This window comes from Rhizobium metallidurans (assembly GCF_014196505.1).
Taxonomy (GTDB): domain Bacteria; phylum Pseudomonadota; class Alphaproteobacteria; order Rhizobiales; family Rhizobiaceae; genus Rhizobium; species Rhizobium metallidurans.
In genome coordinates this window covers 58,840-75,293 of the sequence record NZ_JACIDW010000003.1, presented here as the reverse complement: position 1 = coordinate 75,293, position 16,454 = coordinate 58,840, and the positions used below count along the sequence as shown (strand labels likewise).

The following is a 16,454-nucleotide window of genomic DNA, read 5'->3' as shown; positions in this document are numbered from 1 at the left end:
CCGCTCCGGCTTTCGACGCGGTCGTCAAGCCGCCAGTCGCCGCTCGATCTGGTCGATCGGCATATTCGTGTAATCCTTCGGAATTTCTGCCGATATGATGGCCTGAGCCTCGACACTCAGGTTGGCGCGAAGCGTTCCGAGCGCCCTTGGCGGCGCAACCAGCACGATGTTGGTCGCATCGTTTTCAATGATCAGATCATCCAGCTTGAAGGCAATCCGCTTCAAGAATTCCGCCTCGGCCTGATCGTGCCAGCTGAGTTCCTCGACAGCGCTGCCACTCGTGCCATCGGCGCCATGTGCCCGACCGGGCTTGTCGGTGCCGATTTCGCGATCGGGCTCGTTCGGTTGCGCCAGTGTTTCCCTGACCTTGAGGTCGACGCCGGTGACGTCGCCGTCATTCTGCATGATCAGAGCCTTGCCTCCGTCGCATACCACAACCCAGGAATTTCGCGGCACTCTGATGTCAGCCATATCAGTCTCCTTGATGTTTTCTACTGAGCGCGGAGCCCCGCGCCCGAGAGCACAGATCTGTACTTGTGAACACAAGGCAAACGTACGGGGTCGTAAAGAGTTCAACGATTTGTGGAATTCACGCGAGGGGCAATCCAATCCGTGTAGACGACGTACAGAGAGGCAAACATCAGGGACATGATCATGAAAACAGCTCTCGTCGCCTATGCCGGTTCACTGGGTACCCTGCTCGTGCTCGATGCCATATGGCTTGGCATCGTCGCCCGGACATTCTATCGCGACCAGCTGGGCGATCTCATGTTGCCGTCGCCGAACCTCGGAATCGCCGCGATCTTCTATCTGTTCTTCGCCGTCGCCGTGGTGGTGCTGGCGGTCTATCCCGCGATCACGTCTGGCTCCGCATGGACCGCCGTCATCTACGGCCTGATTCTGGGACTGGCGGCGTACGGAACCTACGACGTGACAAACCTCGCCACATTGAAGAACTGGCCGCCGCTGATGAGCATCGTCGATCTCGTCTGGGGCGGCTTCATCACCGCGATGACGGCTGCCGGCGGATTTTTTGCCGTCCGCGCCCTCAGTTAAATTCTCATTCATTAGAATTGTAGTGGCTTCGTTGATGATTGCGCAAAGCATTCATGTGACGCTCCGTTGGAAAGACTAGGATTTTTCTGATTTTTGGGAGTGTGCCTGCGATGTCGATGCTCAACTACACACACCTCACGACGGTGAAATCGGAAATCTACGAGACCCGGTGGGAGCAGTTCAATGTGCGCCGTCCGGCCCGTATCGTGGCCGTGCGCCCCTGCCTGACGGGTATTTCCGTGCGCAGCGGCGAGATCATCGACATCTCGCGCGGCGGCGCCACGCTTCTCGTCTCGTCGGCGACCGGCCTTCCCAAGCACTACTATCTCAACATTCTCGGGCTTGCCTACCGCATCGGTTGCGCCGAGGTTTCCCGGCGCAACGAGCGCCTGCATGTGCGCTTCATCAATACGATCGAACCCGACGTGCTGCGCCGCGTCGTCCGCGCCGACTTCATGATCGGCAACATGGAAGCGATCAGCGCGAGCCGAACGATCAGCATGTAATCGGGCTTTTCGCGGAATAATCGTCCTTGCCTTGGCTTCGTCAGCGCCTATTGTTGGCGCGATTTTCATAGCCTTGGGAAATGCCCTCGAATGTCTGCCTTCTCGCGCTTCACACCGCTTGTCAGCGCCCTGCCCTCCACCGTTCCCTTTGTCGGCCCTGAGGCCATCGAGCGCCAGCGCGGCCTGACCGTCAAGGCAAGGATCGGCGCCAACGAAAACGGCTTTGGCCCCGCTCCATCGGTGCTGACGGCGATGCGCGACGCGGGCGGCGACATCTGGAAATACAGCGACCCCGAAAATCATGACCTGAAACAAGCGCTTGCCGCTCATCTCGGCACCAGCGCCGCCAACATCGCGATCGGCGGCGGCATCGACGAGCTTCTCGGGCAGATCGTTCGCATGGTGATCGAACCCGGCGCGCCCGTCGTCACGTCGCTCGGCGGCTATCCGACCTTCAACTTCCATGTGGCGGGCTTCGGCGGCCGGCTGGTCACCGTTCCCTATGTGAATGATCACGAAGACCTGGACGGATTGCGGGATGCGGTGAAGCGCGAAAATCCGCCGTTGGTCTACTTCGCCAACCCCGACAATCCGATGGGCAGTTGGTGGGATGCCGACCGCGTGGTGGCCTTTGCCCGCGCCATTCCCGAGACAACGCTGCTTGTCCTCGACGAGGCCTATAGCGAAACTGGCCCGGCGAGCGCGCTGCCGTCGATCGCCTCCCTGATCGATCTGCCCAACGTGATCAGGACACGCACCTTCTCGAAGGCTTACGGCCTTGCCGGCGCCCGCGTCGGCTACGCGATCTCGACACCCGGGACGGCGCTCGCCTTCGACAAGATCCGCAACCATTTCGGCATGAACCGGATGGCCGTTGCCGGTGCGATCGCCGCGCTGAAGGATCAGGACTATCTATTGGAGGTCGTCGCGAAGATCCACGCCGCGCGGGAGCGGATTGCCGGCATCGCCGATGCCAATGGTCTGCGGGCGCTGCCGTCGGCCACCAATTTCGTCGCCATCGACGCCGGTCGTGACGGCACCCATGCGCGGGCGATCGTCGATGGGCTGATGCAGCAGGGCATATTCATCCGCATGCCGGGGGTGGCTCCGCTCAACCGCTGCATTCGCGTCAGCGTCGGTCCGGCCGCAGATATGGACCTGTTCGAGGCGGCGTTTCCTGAAGTCCTGAAATCGATCGGCTGAAACAACGACAAGAACCGCGCCGGCCTTGTTCCCTGCCGGTCGCGGTTCGATATCATGGCATGGCGCTAAATTGGTGCTTTGCCGTTCCCTCTTCGAGGTTATTGTTCTTGTTGAATTGTTCGCGATGACGATCGCTTGTCTGTCGCATGTCGGTGCCGCAAAACCGCTGCACCTTTTTGCGCGACATGCATCAATGCACCGTCATCCATTCGCGGGCGGCGCGCAGCGCCTCGACAAGCTGCATCTTGTCCATGGTGGCGGCGACATCGGCACGCAGTTCGGCGGCGCGATCGTGGCCCTTGATGGCGGCGATGTTCAGCCACTTGTGGGCCGCAACGAGGTCAACGGAGCATCCGCGACCTGTCGCGTACATCAGACCCATTTCGCAGAAGACATCGGCGTTGTTTTCGCCACCCATGGTGGCCATTTCAGCATTGTGCATTTCAAAGCGTGCCATCGGTTTTATCCCTGTTTAGCCTGTTATCGACTTACCCTGTTTTTACCTCGGAGCCTTGCCGTCTAACGCGGCGTTCGGTCTCTTCGGTTCGGCGGGTTTGCCCCGCTCGTTTGATGGCTCCACTATGCCAAACGGGCTTCAAAAAACGCCTAAAATGCATGATTAATTTGAGACAAACAAAGTGCAAACGCTTGGTAAAATTGGGTTTTTGTTAAACATCGGATCGCCTGCTCATTAAGGATTCCGGCGCTTGTTTAAGGAAAAATTCAGATTTGAAAATCAACCCTTCATTCACCACGAAATCAGCGCCCGAATGAAAACACGCGCCAATTCACAGCCGCAAACGGTGGGTTTTCCAAAGTGGGAACGCGAATATTTACCTTTACGTTCGCGTAAGATATCGTCCACGGCCTCAGGACATCAGGGAGGAACAAGATGATCCGCAGTCTCATTCTGGCGAGCGCGCTGGCGCTTTCCGCCACACTTGCCTATGCCGAGGAGCCCATAGCAGGCAACTGGAAGACGGTGGCGGGCGACACGGCGGTGATCGCGTCATGCGGCGGCAGCTACTGCATCACGCTGAAGACGGGCAAGTATGCCGGGCGCAAGATCGGCACGCTGTCGGGCAAGGACGGCACCTACAATGGCGAGATCACCGACCCGAGCAACGACAAGACCTATAGCGGTTCGGGCACGGTTTCCGGCAACTCGCTGAAGATGAAGGGCTGCGTGCTGGCCGTGCTCTGCAAGTCGCAGACCTGGACACGCCTGTAAAACGGTACCCGATGTGCCCGCGCCACCGGGCGCATTTCCCGCGTCCTTTCCGCTCCGGCACGTTTCAAGGGCCGGCTTCATGAACGGCGGATGAACCTCGATCTCAGCATCGGTTCAGCCTGACCATGGCAAAACGGTGTCATTCAAAAGCGCACTGCGTCGCAATCGGCACGAAGCGCACATATGACATTCGGGACATGGCCCATGGGCAAGGATACGGACGTGCTTATCATGGCAAGACGCTTCACCATCATCACGCTGTTCGCAGCGATCTTCGCCTTCTCGTTCTCCGCCGCCGTCACCCACAACGCCGGTAGCGGCGCGCAGTCGCATTTCGGTGCGAACTACACCTGCGTCGACAGAACCAACCCGATCTGCACCAGCGTCAACTGACGCCATCGCGGCCGGCAGCCACCGATTCCGGCTGCCGGTGATGCAAGTCACCGAGGTCATGCACGCGTCGTTTGCTTGTTAAGATCGACGTACTATAATGCCTCATGAGCAACCGAATCTCTCCTTCTGCCCCCCTCGACGTCTCGTCTCCGAGCCCCTTCAAGCCGCAAAGTTTCGACGATCCCATCAAGGCCGTCGAAGCGCTGACCGAGCTTTACGAGCGCAACACCACCTTCCTGATCGAGCACTTCAAGGAGCTGGCGCAGGGCGCGCCGATCACCTCGCGCTACCGGGCGTTTTATCCGCAGGTGAGCATCGAGACGACCAGCTTCGGACATATCGACACGCGCCTCTCCTATGGTCACGTCACGGCCCCCGGCATCTACACGACGACGATCACCCGGCCATCGCTCTTCCGGCACTACCTGAAGGAACAGCTCGGGCACCTGATGCGCAATCACAATGTGCCCGTCGTCGTTTCCGAATCGACCACGCCGATCCCGCTGCATTTCGCCTTTGGCGAAGGCGCCCATGTCGAGGCTTCGGCGTCGGCCTTCGTCGACGTGCCGATGCGCGACCTGTTCGATACGCCCGACCTCAACACCACCGACGACGAGATCGCCAACGGCGAGTATATCCCGCCGCCGGGCGAGCCCTCGCCGCTTGCGCCTTTCACCGCCCAGCGCATCGACTATTCGCTGGCGCGGCTGTCGCACTACACGGCCACCGGCGCGCAGCACTTCCAGAACTTCGTGCTGTTCACGAACTACCAGTTCTACATAGACGAATTCTGCGCCTGGGCGCGCAAGCTGATGGCCGATGGCGGCGATGGCTATACCTGCTTCGTCGAGCCCGGCAACATCGTCACCCATGCCGGCTCCAGCACGCCGGAGACGGACGCGACGCTGTCGCGGCTGCCGCAGATGCCGGCCTATCATTTGAAGAAGAAGGGTCACGCCGGGATCACCATGATCAATATCGGCGTCGGCCCGTCCAACGCCAAGACGATCACCGACCACGTGGCGGTACTGCGTCCGCATGCGTGGCTGATGCTCGGCCATTGCGCCGGCCTGCGCAACAGCCAGCGATTGGGCGACTACGTGCTGGCGCATGCCTACATGCGCGAGGACCACGTTCTCGACGACGACCTGCCTGTGTGGGTGCCGATCCCGGCGCTGGCCGAGGTGCAGGTGGCGCTGGAGGCAGCCGTCGCCGAGATCACCGGCTACGAAGGCTTCGAGCTAAAGCGCATCATGCGCACCGGCACCGTCGGCACGATCGACAACCGCAACTGGGAACTGCGCGACCAGCGCGGGCCGGTGAAGCGGCTGTCACAGGCCCGCGCCATCGCGCTCGACATGGAATCGGCGACGATCGCCGCCAACGGCTTCCGCTTCAGGGTACCTTACGGCACGCTGCTGTGCGTCTCCGACAAGCCGCTGCATGGCGAATTGAAGCTGCCGGGGATGGCGACGGCGTTTTATCGCACGCAGGTCAACCAGCATCTGCAGATCGGTATCCGCGCCGTGCAGAAGCTTGCTGCCATGCCGCCGGAAACGCTGCATTCGCGCAAGCTCAGAAGCTTCTTCGAGACGGCCTTCCAATAGGCCGCCTCGCTTGCCTCACGAAGCGCGGCGACGACCGAACGGCAGGGAGATCGCCGTTCCCGTGAGGGCGGACACGATGATCAGCAGATGGGCATTGATGCTCGCACGGGCGAGCGCCGCGATATCCGCGCCGTCGCTCGCTGCCCCGAAGGCAACGGCGCCCGCCGTGATGCCCGCCGGATAGGTGCCGACACCGCCTGGCGCATGCATAGGCAGCACCGACGACAGCTCACCGCCAAGCGCGCCGCCAAAGCTCGCGGCGGCGGGCACGACGCCCATCAGCCGTAGCGCCCAGGCAAGCACCAGCACCTTCACCAGCCAGTTGACGACGGTCATGCCCCAGGCGCGCGCGAAGGCAGGCGCGTTCGCGGGCAACCCGTTTTCGATCTCGGCGACGAAGTGTTGCAGTTTCGACGGCAGGAGTTTCGCCGCAAGCCGAACGAGCGGCTTGCGCGCCGCAAACGCTACCACCGGCAGCAGCAGAAAAGCAGCCCAGAGAAGCCATGCCAATACTTTGTCCGACGAAGCGATGGCGAAGCCGATGCCCGCGGCGGCGAAGAGCGCATGAAGATCGAGAAGACGCATGACAAGCAGCGCCGCCGTGCCGCGCGCCAGAGGGATGCCGAATTCGGTGCGCATGAGAAGCGGAAAGCTGGTCTCGCCGGTTCGAAACGGCAGCATGATGTTCAAGAGGTTATGCACTTGCGTGACGCGAAAGAGCGCCGGGAACCGGCCCCGCGTCTCACGCGGGAAGTAATCGTAGATGCGCCAGGTGCGCAGGAAGTAAGTGCTGGTGAGCAGCGCCAGCGCCACCACGATCGTCGGCGCCCCGACCTCCGCCCACTGCCGCAGGATGGTCGACCAGCCCCAGAACCATTCGATGAAGATCGCATAGGCCGCGATGATCAAAACTGTCAGCAGCAGCATTCGATTGCGTACGAACCAGGATTGTCGGCTGGCAACCACCGGAGACTTCATGTACTAGCTTCCTGCCTTCGGCCGACAGAAGAGCGGCACCACTGGGCGGCATTTTAGGAGAAATACGTGTTGCAGACAACGGCAGAAACACTTTCGGGCGCGATCGACGCCGCTGCTCCGGTCGAACTATCGCTGGTCGTCCCCGTCTTCAACGAAGAAGAAAGCGTCGGCCCGCTGGTCGACCGCATCTGCTCGGCAATGACGCGGTATCCCGACCGCTGGGAGCTCATCCTGGTGGACGACGGCAGCACCGACGCCACGCTCGTCAACGCCCGCAAGCATATCGGCCGCGACGGCCTGGAGCTTCGCGTCGTGGCGCTGCAACGCAATTTCGGCCAGACCGCAGCCATGCAGGCCGGCATCGACACGGCCACGGGCCGCCTCATCGCCACCATGGACGGCGACCTTCAGAACGATCCCAACGACATTCCGCACATGGTCTCCGAACTCGAGCGTCGTGAGCTCGACCTGCTCGTCGGCTGGCGCAAGAACCGCCAGGACGGGCTGCTTTTGCGCAAGATCCCCTCCTGGTGCGCGAATTATCTCATCGGCCGCATCACCGGCGTCAAGCTGCACGACTACGGCTGCAGCCTCAAGATCTACCGCACTTCGGTCATCAAGCAGGTAAAGCTGATGGGCGAGATGCACCGCTTCATTCCGGCATGGGTCGCCGGCGTCGTGCCGAGCTCGCGCATCGGCGAGATGGCGGTCACGCACCATGCGCGCGCGCACGGCCAATCGAAATACGGCATCTCGCGCACATTCCGCGTGATCCTCGACCTGCTGTCGGTGATGTTCTTCATGCGCTACAAGGCGCGGCCGGGGCATTTCTTCGGCTCGCTCGGTCTCGGCCTCGGCGCCCTGTCGGCGCTGATCCTGATCTATCTCTTCTTCGACAAGTTCATCCTGGGCAACGATATCGGCGCCCGACCGATGCTCATGGTCGGCGTCGTTCTTCTTCTGTCGTCGGTGCAGATGATCACGACGGGGATTCTGGCCGAAATGATCGCGCGGACCTACTATCGCGACGATGTTTCGCCGAACTACATCGTCCAGCGCATCTTCGACGGGAACGAGAATGCGTAACCTCCTGGCGCGGAAGCCGGATGCTGTCATCTGGCTTATCGCCGGGTATTTTTGCCTGCAATTCGCCGTTCGCCTGATACTGCCGCACGGCCTCAGATTCGATGAGGCGCAGCAGGCATTCGTTTCGCAATGGCTGACGCTCGGCTACGATTCACAGCCGCCGCTCTATAACTGGCTGCAGTCGGTCGTCGTCTGGTTCTTCGGCCTGTCGCTGGCGACCATCTCCGCGACCAAGAACCTGGTGCTTTTCCTCGTCTACCTGACCTACTACAAGCTCGCCCGCGAGTTGCTCGAAGACAAGCTCTACGCGGTGATCGCGACACTCTCGCTGCTGACGATCCCGCAACTGTCCTGGGAGGCGCAACGCGACCTCACCCACACCGTCATACAGCTTCTGACGATCAACCTTTTCCTCTACGGCGTGATCAAGACATTGAAATCGCCGTCGCTCGGCTCCTATGCATTCATGGGGCTCGCACTCGGGCTGGGAATGCTGTCGAAGTATAATTTCACGCTCCTCGCCGTGGCCGCCATGCCCGCCGTATGGCTGCATCCGCAAGGACGCGCGCGGATCATGGATCGGCGCTTCCTGCTGTCGATCGCGCTTGCCGTGCTGATCTTTCTTCCACACGCTCTTTGGCTGCTCAACAATCTGGACATCGCGTCCGGCCGTACGCTCGGGATCATGAAGCAGGAGGCTCCGGATGGCACGTTCGCCAAGCTGGTGCACGGACCGTTCAAGTTCCTCCGCCTGATCGTCATCATCATGGCGCCGACCGTTATCATCTATGCGATCGTTTTCGGCCGCTCATTCTGGCAAAGCGGTCGCGCAGTGACCGTATGGACCCGGTTCTTCGGCGTGCTGTTCATCACGATCGCGCTGCTGGTAATGGTCCTGATCCTCACGATCGGCATGACCTCGCTGCGGGATCGGTGGCTACTGCCGTTCCTGTTCCTCATGCCAATTTATTTCTGCTTGAAAATGCAGGCCGCCGGGCAGCGGTCGGACAGTCATTTGCGACGTTTCCTCGTCGTGCCGCTGGTGCTGATGATCGCCATTCCGGCGGCGCTGCTCGTCAGGCCGAACCTGCCCACCTTGTTCAAGGGGTACGAGGCCTACAACGTCCCCTATAGCAGCTTTGCCGCAAAGGTGTCGGCCGAAGAGAACAAGACACCCGGCCTAGTCGTCACCGACGGCTGGCTGCAGGCTGGAAATCTCCATCTGCAATGGCCGCAGGTGCCGCTTATGTCGCGTTTCTTCGACAACATGAAGATCGACTATGAGTGGACAGCCGACAGGCCGATACTGCTGGCGTGGAGCACCGAGGACAGCGGAGCGGCACTGCCCCCCTTGCTGGCGGAGTGGATCGCCCAGAATCTCGGCGAGCAATACCGCTCGGTCGACGTCAAAAGCACTTCCATTCCCTATCTCCGGGGACGGCCGGAGGATCAGGTCGGCTTCAGCTATGTCTGGATCTACCCGAAGTAACCCGGCTCAGGCCTTCAGTTCCTTCCACGCCGCGTCCAGGGCGAGCTTGGCGATGCGCCCCATCTCGTCGACTTCCTCATGGCTGATGATGAGCGGCGGGGATGCGAGCATGCGATCGCCCGTGGCGCGCAGGATCAGCCCATTGGCGAGCGCATGATTGCGCACGAGGGTGCCAACGGCGTCGGGCTTTTCGTAACGGGTGCGGGTTTCCTTGTCGGCGGTGAGCTGCAACGCCGCCATCAGGCCGATGCTTTGGGCTTCACCGACGAGGTCGTGATCGCCGAGCGCGCTCCAGACCTTTGCGAAGTAAGGGCCGATATCGTCGCGAACGCGCTCGATCAGCCGCTCGTCCTCGATGATCCTCACGTTCTCCAGAGCGGCGGCGGCACAGACGGGGTGGCCGGAATAGGTGAAGCCGTGATTGAAATCGCCGACCTCGTTGATCAGCACATCGGCGACGCGGTCGCTGACGAGCACGCCGCCGATCGGCAGATAGCCTGACGACAGGCCCTTGGCGATCGGCGCCAGATCCGGCTCGACGCCGAAATACTGATGGCCGAACCATTCGCCGAGACGACCGAAACCGCAGATCACCTCATCGGCAACGAGCAGGATGTTGCGCGCCTTGCAGATGCGGGCGATCTCCGGCCAGTAGGTTTCCGGCGGGATGATCACGCCCCCCGCGCCCTGCACCGGCTCGGCCACGAAGGCGGCGACGTTGTCCTCGCCGAGTTCGTCGATCTTCGCTTCAAGCTCACGCGCCACCTTGAGGCCGAATTCGGCCGGAGAAAGATCGCCGCCTTCGCCATACCAGTAGGGCTGCCCGATATGGACGATGCCCGCGATCGGCAGGTCGCCCTGCTCGTGCATGTATTTCATGCCGCCGAGGCTGGCGCCGGCGACGGTCGAGCCGTGATAGCCGTTCTTGCGCGCTATGACGATTTTCTTCGACGGTTTGCCGATGGCGCTCCAGTAGACGCGCGCCATGCGAAACCATGTGTCGTTGGCCTCGGAGCCGGAACCGGTGAAGAAGACATGGTTGAAGCGTGGGCCGGCATGGGCCGTGATCTTTTCGGCAAGCAACGTCGTCGGCGTCGTCGTGGTGCCGAAGAAGGTGTTGTAATAGGGCAGTTCGTTCATCTGCCGCGCCACCGCGTCGGTGATTTCCTTGCGGCCATAGCCGACGTTGACGCACCAAAGCCCGGCAAACCCATCGAGATATTTGCGGCCGTGATTGTCCCAGACGTGCACGCCCTCGCCGCGCTGGATGATGCGGGTGCCATCCGCATTCAGCTTCTTCATGTCGGAGAACGGATGCAGATGATGGGCGGCATCGATGGCGGCGAGATTGGAGCGCGCGTAAGTATCAGACATGATTTGCTAAACACCCTCGGATATTGAAAGCCTCTTCCCAATGAGCTACGACCTTGGCCTTGTCCGAGGGGATTTTCAAGATCATGGCGAGCGACAACATGCACGGCAAAGCTGCGGGTGGCGATCCGCGCATCGAAATCCTGCTGGTCGGCATGAATGGCGACCTGCGCGGCAAGCAGATCCCGCTGGACGCGCAGAAGAAGGTGTGGGCCGGCGAGGTCCGCCTTCCCTCCTCCACGCAGTCGCTGGATATCTGGGGCGACGACAATGACGATATCACCGGACTTTCGCTCTCCGTCGGCGATCCCGACGGCCAGTGCATTCCCGACAGGCGCAGCCTGACGCCCATGCCTTGGGCGCCGGAGGGCTCCATCCAGGTGCTTGCCACCATGCATGAATTCGACGGCACGCCGAGCTTCATGGATCCCCGCGCCATCCTGCAATCGGTGCTCGACCGCTACGCCGCGCGCGGATTGACCCCGGTTGTCGCCACGGAGCTCGAGTTCTACGTGGTGGCGCCCGACTGGAGGGAGACCGGCCGGCCGACGCCGCCGGCAAGCCTCACCTATCAGGGCGACCCGAACGGCTTCCAACTCTACGACATGAGCGCCGTCGACGCGCTCGACGATTACCTGCAGACGGTGCGCGCCTATGCCAGAGCGCAGGGACTGCCGGCGGATGCGACGACGGCGGAGTTCGGGCCTGGCCAGTTCGAGATCAACCTGCTGCACCGCGCCGACGCGCTGGCGGCCGCCGACGACTGCATCTACCTGAAGCGGATCGTCGAACAGGCGGCGCGGAAGCACGGGTTGAAATCCACCTGCATGGCCAAGCCCTATTCGGATCACGCCGGCTCCGGCCTGCATGTGCATGCGAGCATCGTCGACCGTGAGGGCCGCAACATCCTCGACGCCAATGGTGGCGAGGCGACGAAGCTGAAATCGGTCTGCGCGGGAATGCTGCGGAGCATGCGCGATGCGCAGCTTGTGTTCGCGCCCTTCGCCAACTCCTATCGCCGCTTCCAGCCCGGCTCCTTCGCGCCGGTGGACCTCACCTGGGGTTATGGTCATCGCGGCACGGCGATCCGTATTCCCGACAGGAATGGGCCGGCGGCCCGCATCGAACACCGCGTCGCGGGCGCCGATGCCAATCCCTACCTGCTGCTGGCGGCCATTCTGGGCGGCATGCTGCTGGGGCTCGACAACGAGCTCGACCCCGGCGAAGAGACGACGCCGTCGCACGTGCCCGAAAACACCACCAAGCTGACGCATGACTTCCTGACAGCGGTCGAGACGTTTCGGGCGTCGCCGTTCATCGCGGATGTCTTCGGCGAGGCCTACCAGAAGCTCTACGGCGACACGAAGCGGAAAGAGGCGATCACGCACCTCCGCACCGTTTCCGACTTCGACTACCGCACCTATCTGCCGCGTATTTAAGACGTCGGTTCGCGGCGTTCGGCTTCGTCGATCTGGGCGGCAAGGCCCTGCCTGACGAGCACCTTGAGTTCGCCGGGATGCAGTTTAAGTGCGACGTCGCGGGCAAGCGGCAACAATTCGCCGTCCATGACGCAATTGGCCTTCGAATGCAGCTTCGGGAAGTGCAGATGCACTTCGGCCGGATGCATGATCATCACGTCGGCGTTCTCCCGCACCTTTCCGCGCAGGAGATCGACGGCGAGACGCGCCACGCCCCACGGCTTCAGCGGTTTTGCGGTGTAGAAGCCAAGTTCGCCCGATGTCAGCGTATCGGCGTAAAGCAACGCGTTCTCGCCGAAGGGATTGTTGGACACCGACACCGCTGACACCTTGCGTCGCTCCTTGATGCCGATCGCCTCGAACTCGACCTCGAACTCCGGCGGATTGAGCACCACGCCCAAGGCAGCGCGCGTGCTGGCACGCATTTTTCCGATCCTCGACCGGTAGGTGTAGGAATTGCGATAGCGGACCATTCGCGCATGCAGGCCCGTGGAAAACTGGTGAATGAAGGGGCGGTCGTTGGCGCTGGCGATATCGACGTGGTCGACCTCGCCCGATGCCAGAACGTCGAGCGCCTCCCAGATATCGAGCGGCACGCGCAACGATCGCGCGAAGAGATTCATGGTGCCGGCGGGGATGACGCCAAGCGCGACGCCGTTCTTCCACGCGATGGACGAGGCCGCCGATATGGTGCCGTCGCCGCCGCCGGCGACGATGCCGTCGATGTCGTCACGGCGAGCAGCGCGCTCCATTGCCGGGACGATCTCCTTGCCGGGAAACACCTCCGCCTCGAAATCATGGCCGGCTTCACGGAAAACCCGCTCCGCATGTTTCTCGTACGCCTCCATGTCGGTGGTGCGAAACGTGCCGCCATCGCGGTTGAAAAAACCTATAAGCTTCATCGGGCTCCCATTGTCCATCGGCTGACGCGCTGCTTAGACATGGTTGCCGTCCGTGCTATTTCAAGCAGATGGCGCGTCAAATGACGTCGCAATGCAACGCCCTGAACCAATATGCCGCACGTATGCGCGTGGCGGGATGCTGCGCTGCATAAAATGCACATGACGCTTATCAACAAATCGTAAATTAATGAGGTGTTGGAGCGAGCGCTCCATCTCCCTCATTTTCCGCTTGTTCGTCCGGCAGTGACACTGCGTCGCGCGACAGTTCCAAGCCATTGCATGTCCGAAGGAGCTCGCGCTTGAGCCAGGTCGCCGTAAACGATTCCGTCGCCGATATTCCCGTCTCCGAGGCACCCTCGCCCATGGCGGTCGCGCTGGTTCAGCTGGCGCTTGCCTGCGGCGGCTTCGGGATCGGCACCGGCGAATTCGCGATCATGGGCCTGCTCCCCAACGTCGCGGGCACGTTTTCCGTGACGATACCGCAGGCGGGCTATGTGATCAGCGCCTACGCTCTCGGCGTCGTGATCGGCGCTCCCGTGATCGCGGTGCTGGCCGCCAGGATGGCGCGCCGTTCCCTGCTCCTGCTGCTGATGGGGATTTTCGCCCTCGGCAATATCCTGAGCGCCATGGCCCCGACGTTCGAGAGCTTTACGGTCCTGCGCTTCATCACCGGCCTGCCGCACGGTGCCTATTTCGGCGTCGCGGCGATCGTCGCCGCATCGATGGTCCCGGTGCACAAGCGCGCCCGCGCCGTCGGCCGCGTCATGCTGGGCCTGACGATCGCCACCCTGCTCGGCACGCCGCTCGCCACCTTCTTCGGCCAGTCGCTCGACTGGCGTGTTGCCTTCACCGCCGTCGGGGTGATCGGCCTCGTGACCATGGCGCTGATCTGGTACTACGTGCCGCGCGACACAGTCTCCGAGGGCGCGAGCTTCATGCGCGAACTCGGCGCCTTCAAGCGCCCGCAGGTGCTGCTCACGCTCGCCATCGCGGCCGTCGGCTATGGCGGCATGTTCGCGATGTTCAGCTACATCGCCGACACGACGACCGGTGTCGCCATGCTGCAGCCCGGCATGGTGGCTGTCATGATGGTGCTGTTCGGCGTCGGCATGAACGCCGGCAACGTCGTCGGCTCCTGGCTTGCCGACAAGTCGATCATGGGAACGATCGGCGGCTCGCTGATCTTCAACATTCTCGTGCTGATGCTATTTTCGCTGACCGCCTCCAACCCGTTCATGCTTGGGCTGTGCGTCTTCCTGATCGGCTGCGGCTTCGCGGCCGGCCCGGCGCTGCAGACCCGCCTGATGGACGTCGCCGCCGACGCGCAGACGCTTGCGGCCGCTTCCAACCACTCCGCCTTCAACATCGCCAACGCGCTCGGCGCCTGGCTTGGCGGTCTCGTCATCGCCTGGGGCTACGGCTCGGCTTCGACCGGCTATGTCGGCGCGTTCCTTTCGGTGCTCGGTCTCATCGTCTTCGCCGCCTCGCTACGCCTCGATCGCCGCAGCCGCGGCTGACACTCGGCTTTTTCGCCGCAACCGCCTATGGCGCTTGACTTTTTCAGCGTTTGGGACCACCTACTGCCTCACGCACGGAACGCCCGTTCCGAGCGGATATCAACGGAGCCATCTCACGATGCCAAGCGACAGTAGTAGTCGATTGCCTTTGCCGTACGCGGCCTTCGTGCGCTGACCGATATCGATCGGGCTCGCCCGTCGGACGCTGCGGCGGATCGACGGAAAGGCGAGCTATATGAACATCAATCGCTTCCCCCTGCGGGCAGGCCATGCCGCCCGTTTCTTTGCCAGCGACAGCCTCGGTGCCATCACCACGGCTGAACGCGTCGAGCGTCTGAACGCGCTCGAAATTCCCGAAGCAGCGGCTATCCTCGCCACGCTGCCGCAGCAGAAGGCCGTCCGCATACTGGGACGTCCGGAGCTGCACCATGCCGCCGCGATGCTGACCGAAATGCCGGTCGAGCAGGCCGCGCGGCTGTTGAACGCCACCGCCAACGATCGGGTCGCCGACCTGTTCCAGGAAATGGACGACGATGCGCGGGCGCACCTGTTTTCCAAGCTCGACCGCGCGACCTGCCTCGCCGTTCAGCACCTGATGGGCTACCCGCCGCGCACGGCCGGCAGCATCATGACGACGGAATTCGTCAGCGTGCCGGCGACCTGGACAGTCGAAAAGACGCTGGAGCATGTCCGCAAGGTCGAGCGTTCACGCGAGACCGTCTATGCGATCTATGTTCTCGACGTGGAGACACAGGCGCTGACCAGCGTCGTGACGCTGCGCCGCCTCATCAACGGCGAGCCGCAGGCCTCGGTGCTGAGCGTCGCCCAACAGGGCGGCATCGTCATCGCCGATCCGCTGATGACGCAAGAGGACGTGGCGCGTCTGATCCGCAAGCACAACCTCCTGGCGCTGCCTGTCATCGGCGAAAGCGGCCACATGCTCGGCATCGTCACCGTCGACGACGTGATCGATACGATGATCGCTGACCAGACGGAAGACGCGCAGAAGTTCGGCGGCATGGAGGCGCTCGGAAAGCCCTATATGGCGATCAGCTTCGCCGGCATGCTGCGCAAGCGCGCGGGCTGGCTCTGCGCGCTCTTCCTCGGCGAAATGCTGACGGCGAGCGCCATGCAGTATTTCGAAGGTGAACTGGAAAAGGCGATCGTGCTGACGCTCTTCGTGCCGCTGATCATGAGCTCCGGCGGCAACTCCGGTTCACAGGCGACGTCCCTGATCATCCGGGCGCTGGCGCTCGGGGAGCTTAAGCTGTCGGACTGGTGGCGAGTGCTGCTGCGCGAACTGCCGACCGGCATGGTGCTCGGCTCGATCCTCGGCACGGTCGGTTTCTCCCGCATCGTGCTGTGGCAGACCATTGGGCTCTATGATTACGGCGAGCACTGGATCCTTGTCGGCTTCACCGTCTTCTCGGCGCTGATCGGCATCGTGACGTTCGGCTCGGTCGCCGGATCGATGCTGCCGTTCCTGATGCAAAGGCTGAGGCTCGACCCGGCCAGCGCCTCGGCACCCTTCGTCGCCACGCTGGTCGACGTGACGGGCCTGGTGATCTACTTCTCCGTGGCGCTGCTGATCCTCAGCGGCACATTGCTCTGAACGCGAAAACGGGGCCGATCGGCCC

At 62.3% G+C, this 16,454-nt stretch carries 16 protein-coding genes; 11 read left to right on the top strand and 5 right to left on the bottom strand.

What is annotated here, in order from left to right:
- Positions 1-24: 24 nt before the first annotated feature.
- A complete protein-coding gene (locus GGQ67_RS07005) occupies positions 25-471 on the bottom strand; it encodes a baeRF12 domain-containing protein (protein ID WP_183899480.1) in 447 nt (148 codons plus the stop codon).
- Positions 472-654: 183 nt separating this feature from the next.
- On the opposite strand from GGQ67_RS07005, the gene GGQ67_RS07000 reads away from it, so the two are divergent.
- The 3 genes from GGQ67_RS07000 to GGQ67_RS06990 all read left to right on the top strand — a co-directional run bounded on the left by GGQ67_RS07000 (position 655) and on the right by GGQ67_RS06990 (position 2,765).
- Complete coding sequence (locus GGQ67_RS07000; protein WP_183899479.1) at positions 655-1,056, top strand: DUF2177 family protein; 402 nt, start codon at positions 655-657, stop codon at positions 1,054-1,056.
- 110 nt (positions 1,057-1,166) lie between these two features.
- Positions 1,167-1,562, top strand: a complete 396-nt coding sequence (locus GGQ67_RS06995) for a PilZ domain-containing protein (protein ID WP_183899478.1) — start codon at positions 1,167-1,169, stop codon at positions 1,560-1,562.
- A 90-nt stretch (positions 1,563-1,652) separates the two neighbouring features.
- Entirely contained in the window at positions 1,653-2,765 is a 1,113-nt protein-coding gene (locus GGQ67_RS06990; RefSeq protein ID WP_183899477.1) for a pyridoxal phosphate-dependent aminotransferase, read from the top strand.
- Positions 2,766-2,955: 190 nt separating this feature from the next.
- Here the strand turns inward: GGQ67_RS06990 and GGQ67_RS06985 are convergent, their stop codons facing one another.
- Positions 2,956-3,222, bottom strand: coding sequence for an SEL1-like repeat protein (locus tag GGQ67_RS06985; protein ID WP_183899476.1), 267 nt, complete (start codon positions 3,220-3,222; stop codon positions 2,956-2,958).
- A gap of 435 nt (positions 3,223-3,657) precedes the next feature.
- On the opposite strand from GGQ67_RS06985, the gene GGQ67_RS06980 reads away from it, so the two are divergent.
- The 3 genes from GGQ67_RS06980 (at position 3,658) to amn (ending at position 5,996) form a co-directional block, all read left to right on the top strand.
- Positions 3,658-3,996, top strand: coding sequence for a DUF2147 domain-containing protein (locus GGQ67_RS06980; RefSeq protein WP_183899475.1), 339 nt, complete (start codon positions 3,658-3,660; stop codon positions 3,994-3,996).
- Positions 3,997-4,200: 204 nt separating this feature from the next.
- Positions 4,201-4,389, top strand: a complete 189-nt coding sequence (locus tag GGQ67_RS06975) for a hypothetical protein (protein WP_183899474.1) — start codon at positions 4,201-4,203, stop codon at positions 4,387-4,389.
- 104 nt (positions 4,390-4,493) lie between these two features.
- A complete protein-coding gene (amn, locus tag GGQ67_RS06970; protein WP_018898839.1) occupies positions 4,494-5,996 on the top strand; it encodes an AMP nucleosidase in 1,503 nt (500 codons plus the stop codon).
- A 15-nt stretch (positions 5,997-6,011) separates the two neighbouring features.
- Here the strand turns inward: amn and GGQ67_RS06965 are convergent, their stop codons facing one another.
- On the bottom strand, positions 6,012-6,974 hold the full coding sequence (locus GGQ67_RS06965) for a lysylphosphatidylglycerol synthase transmembrane domain-containing protein (protein ID WP_183899473.1): 963 nt from the start codon (positions 6,972-6,974) through the stop codon (positions 6,012-6,014).
- Positions 6,975-7,043: 69 nt separating this feature from the next.
- Between GGQ67_RS06965 and GGQ67_RS06960 the strand changes: the two genes are divergently transcribed.
- Together GGQ67_RS06960 and GGQ67_RS06955 are read left to right on the top strand one after the other, a co-directional pair.
- Complete coding sequence (locus GGQ67_RS06960) at positions 7,044-8,060, top strand: glycosyltransferase family 2 protein (protein WP_183899880.1); 1,017 nt, start codon at positions 7,044-7,046, stop codon at positions 8,058-8,060.
- The gene (locus GGQ67_RS06955; RefSeq protein WP_183899472.1) at positions 8,053-9,549 is read left to right on the top strand and encodes a glycosyltransferase family 39 protein; all 1,497 of its coding nucleotides are present in this window, start codon (positions 8,053-8,055) and stop codon (positions 9,547-9,549) included. Before GGQ67_RS06960 ends, GGQ67_RS06955 begins: the two co-directional genes overlap by 8 nt.
- 6 nt (positions 9,550-9,555) lie before the next feature.
- Here the strand turns inward: GGQ67_RS06955 and GGQ67_RS06950 are convergent, their stop codons facing one another.
- The gene (locus tag GGQ67_RS06950; protein WP_183899471.1) at positions 9,556-10,923 is read right to left on the bottom strand and encodes an aspartate aminotransferase family protein; all 1,368 of its coding nucleotides are present in this window, start codon (positions 10,921-10,923) and stop codon (positions 9,556-9,558) included.
- An 83-nt stretch (positions 10,924-11,006) separates the two neighbouring features.
- Between GGQ67_RS06950 and GGQ67_RS06945 the strand changes: the two genes are divergently transcribed.
- Positions 11,007-12,359 (top strand): glutamine synthetase family protein, encoded by a 1,353-nt coding sequence (locus tag GGQ67_RS06945; RefSeq protein ID WP_183899470.1) that lies wholly within the window; start codon positions 11,007-11,009, stop codon positions 12,357-12,359.
- Here the strand turns inward: GGQ67_RS06945 and GGQ67_RS06940 are convergent.
- A complete protein-coding gene (locus GGQ67_RS06940; protein ID WP_183899469.1) occupies positions 12,356-13,300 on the bottom strand; it encodes a diacylglycerol/lipid kinase family protein in 945 nt (314 codons plus the stop codon). The genes GGQ67_RS06945 and GGQ67_RS06940 overlap by 4 nt on opposite strands.
- A 299-nt stretch (positions 13,301-13,599) precedes the next feature.
- Here GGQ67_RS06940 and GGQ67_RS06935 point away from each other — a divergent pair, with 299 nt between their 5' ends.
- Positions 13,600-14,817 (top strand): MFS transporter, encoded by a 1,218-nt coding sequence (locus tag GGQ67_RS06935; protein ID WP_183899468.1) that lies wholly within the window; start codon positions 13,600-13,602, stop codon positions 14,815-14,817.
- Positions 14,818-15,052: 235 nt separating this feature from the next.
- Complete coding sequence (gene mgtE / locus GGQ67_RS06930; RefSeq protein ID WP_183899467.1) at positions 15,053-16,429, top strand: magnesium transporter; 1,377 nt, start codon at positions 15,053-15,055, stop codon at positions 16,427-16,429.
- The last annotated feature ends 25 nt before the right edge of the window (positions 16,430-16,454 follow it).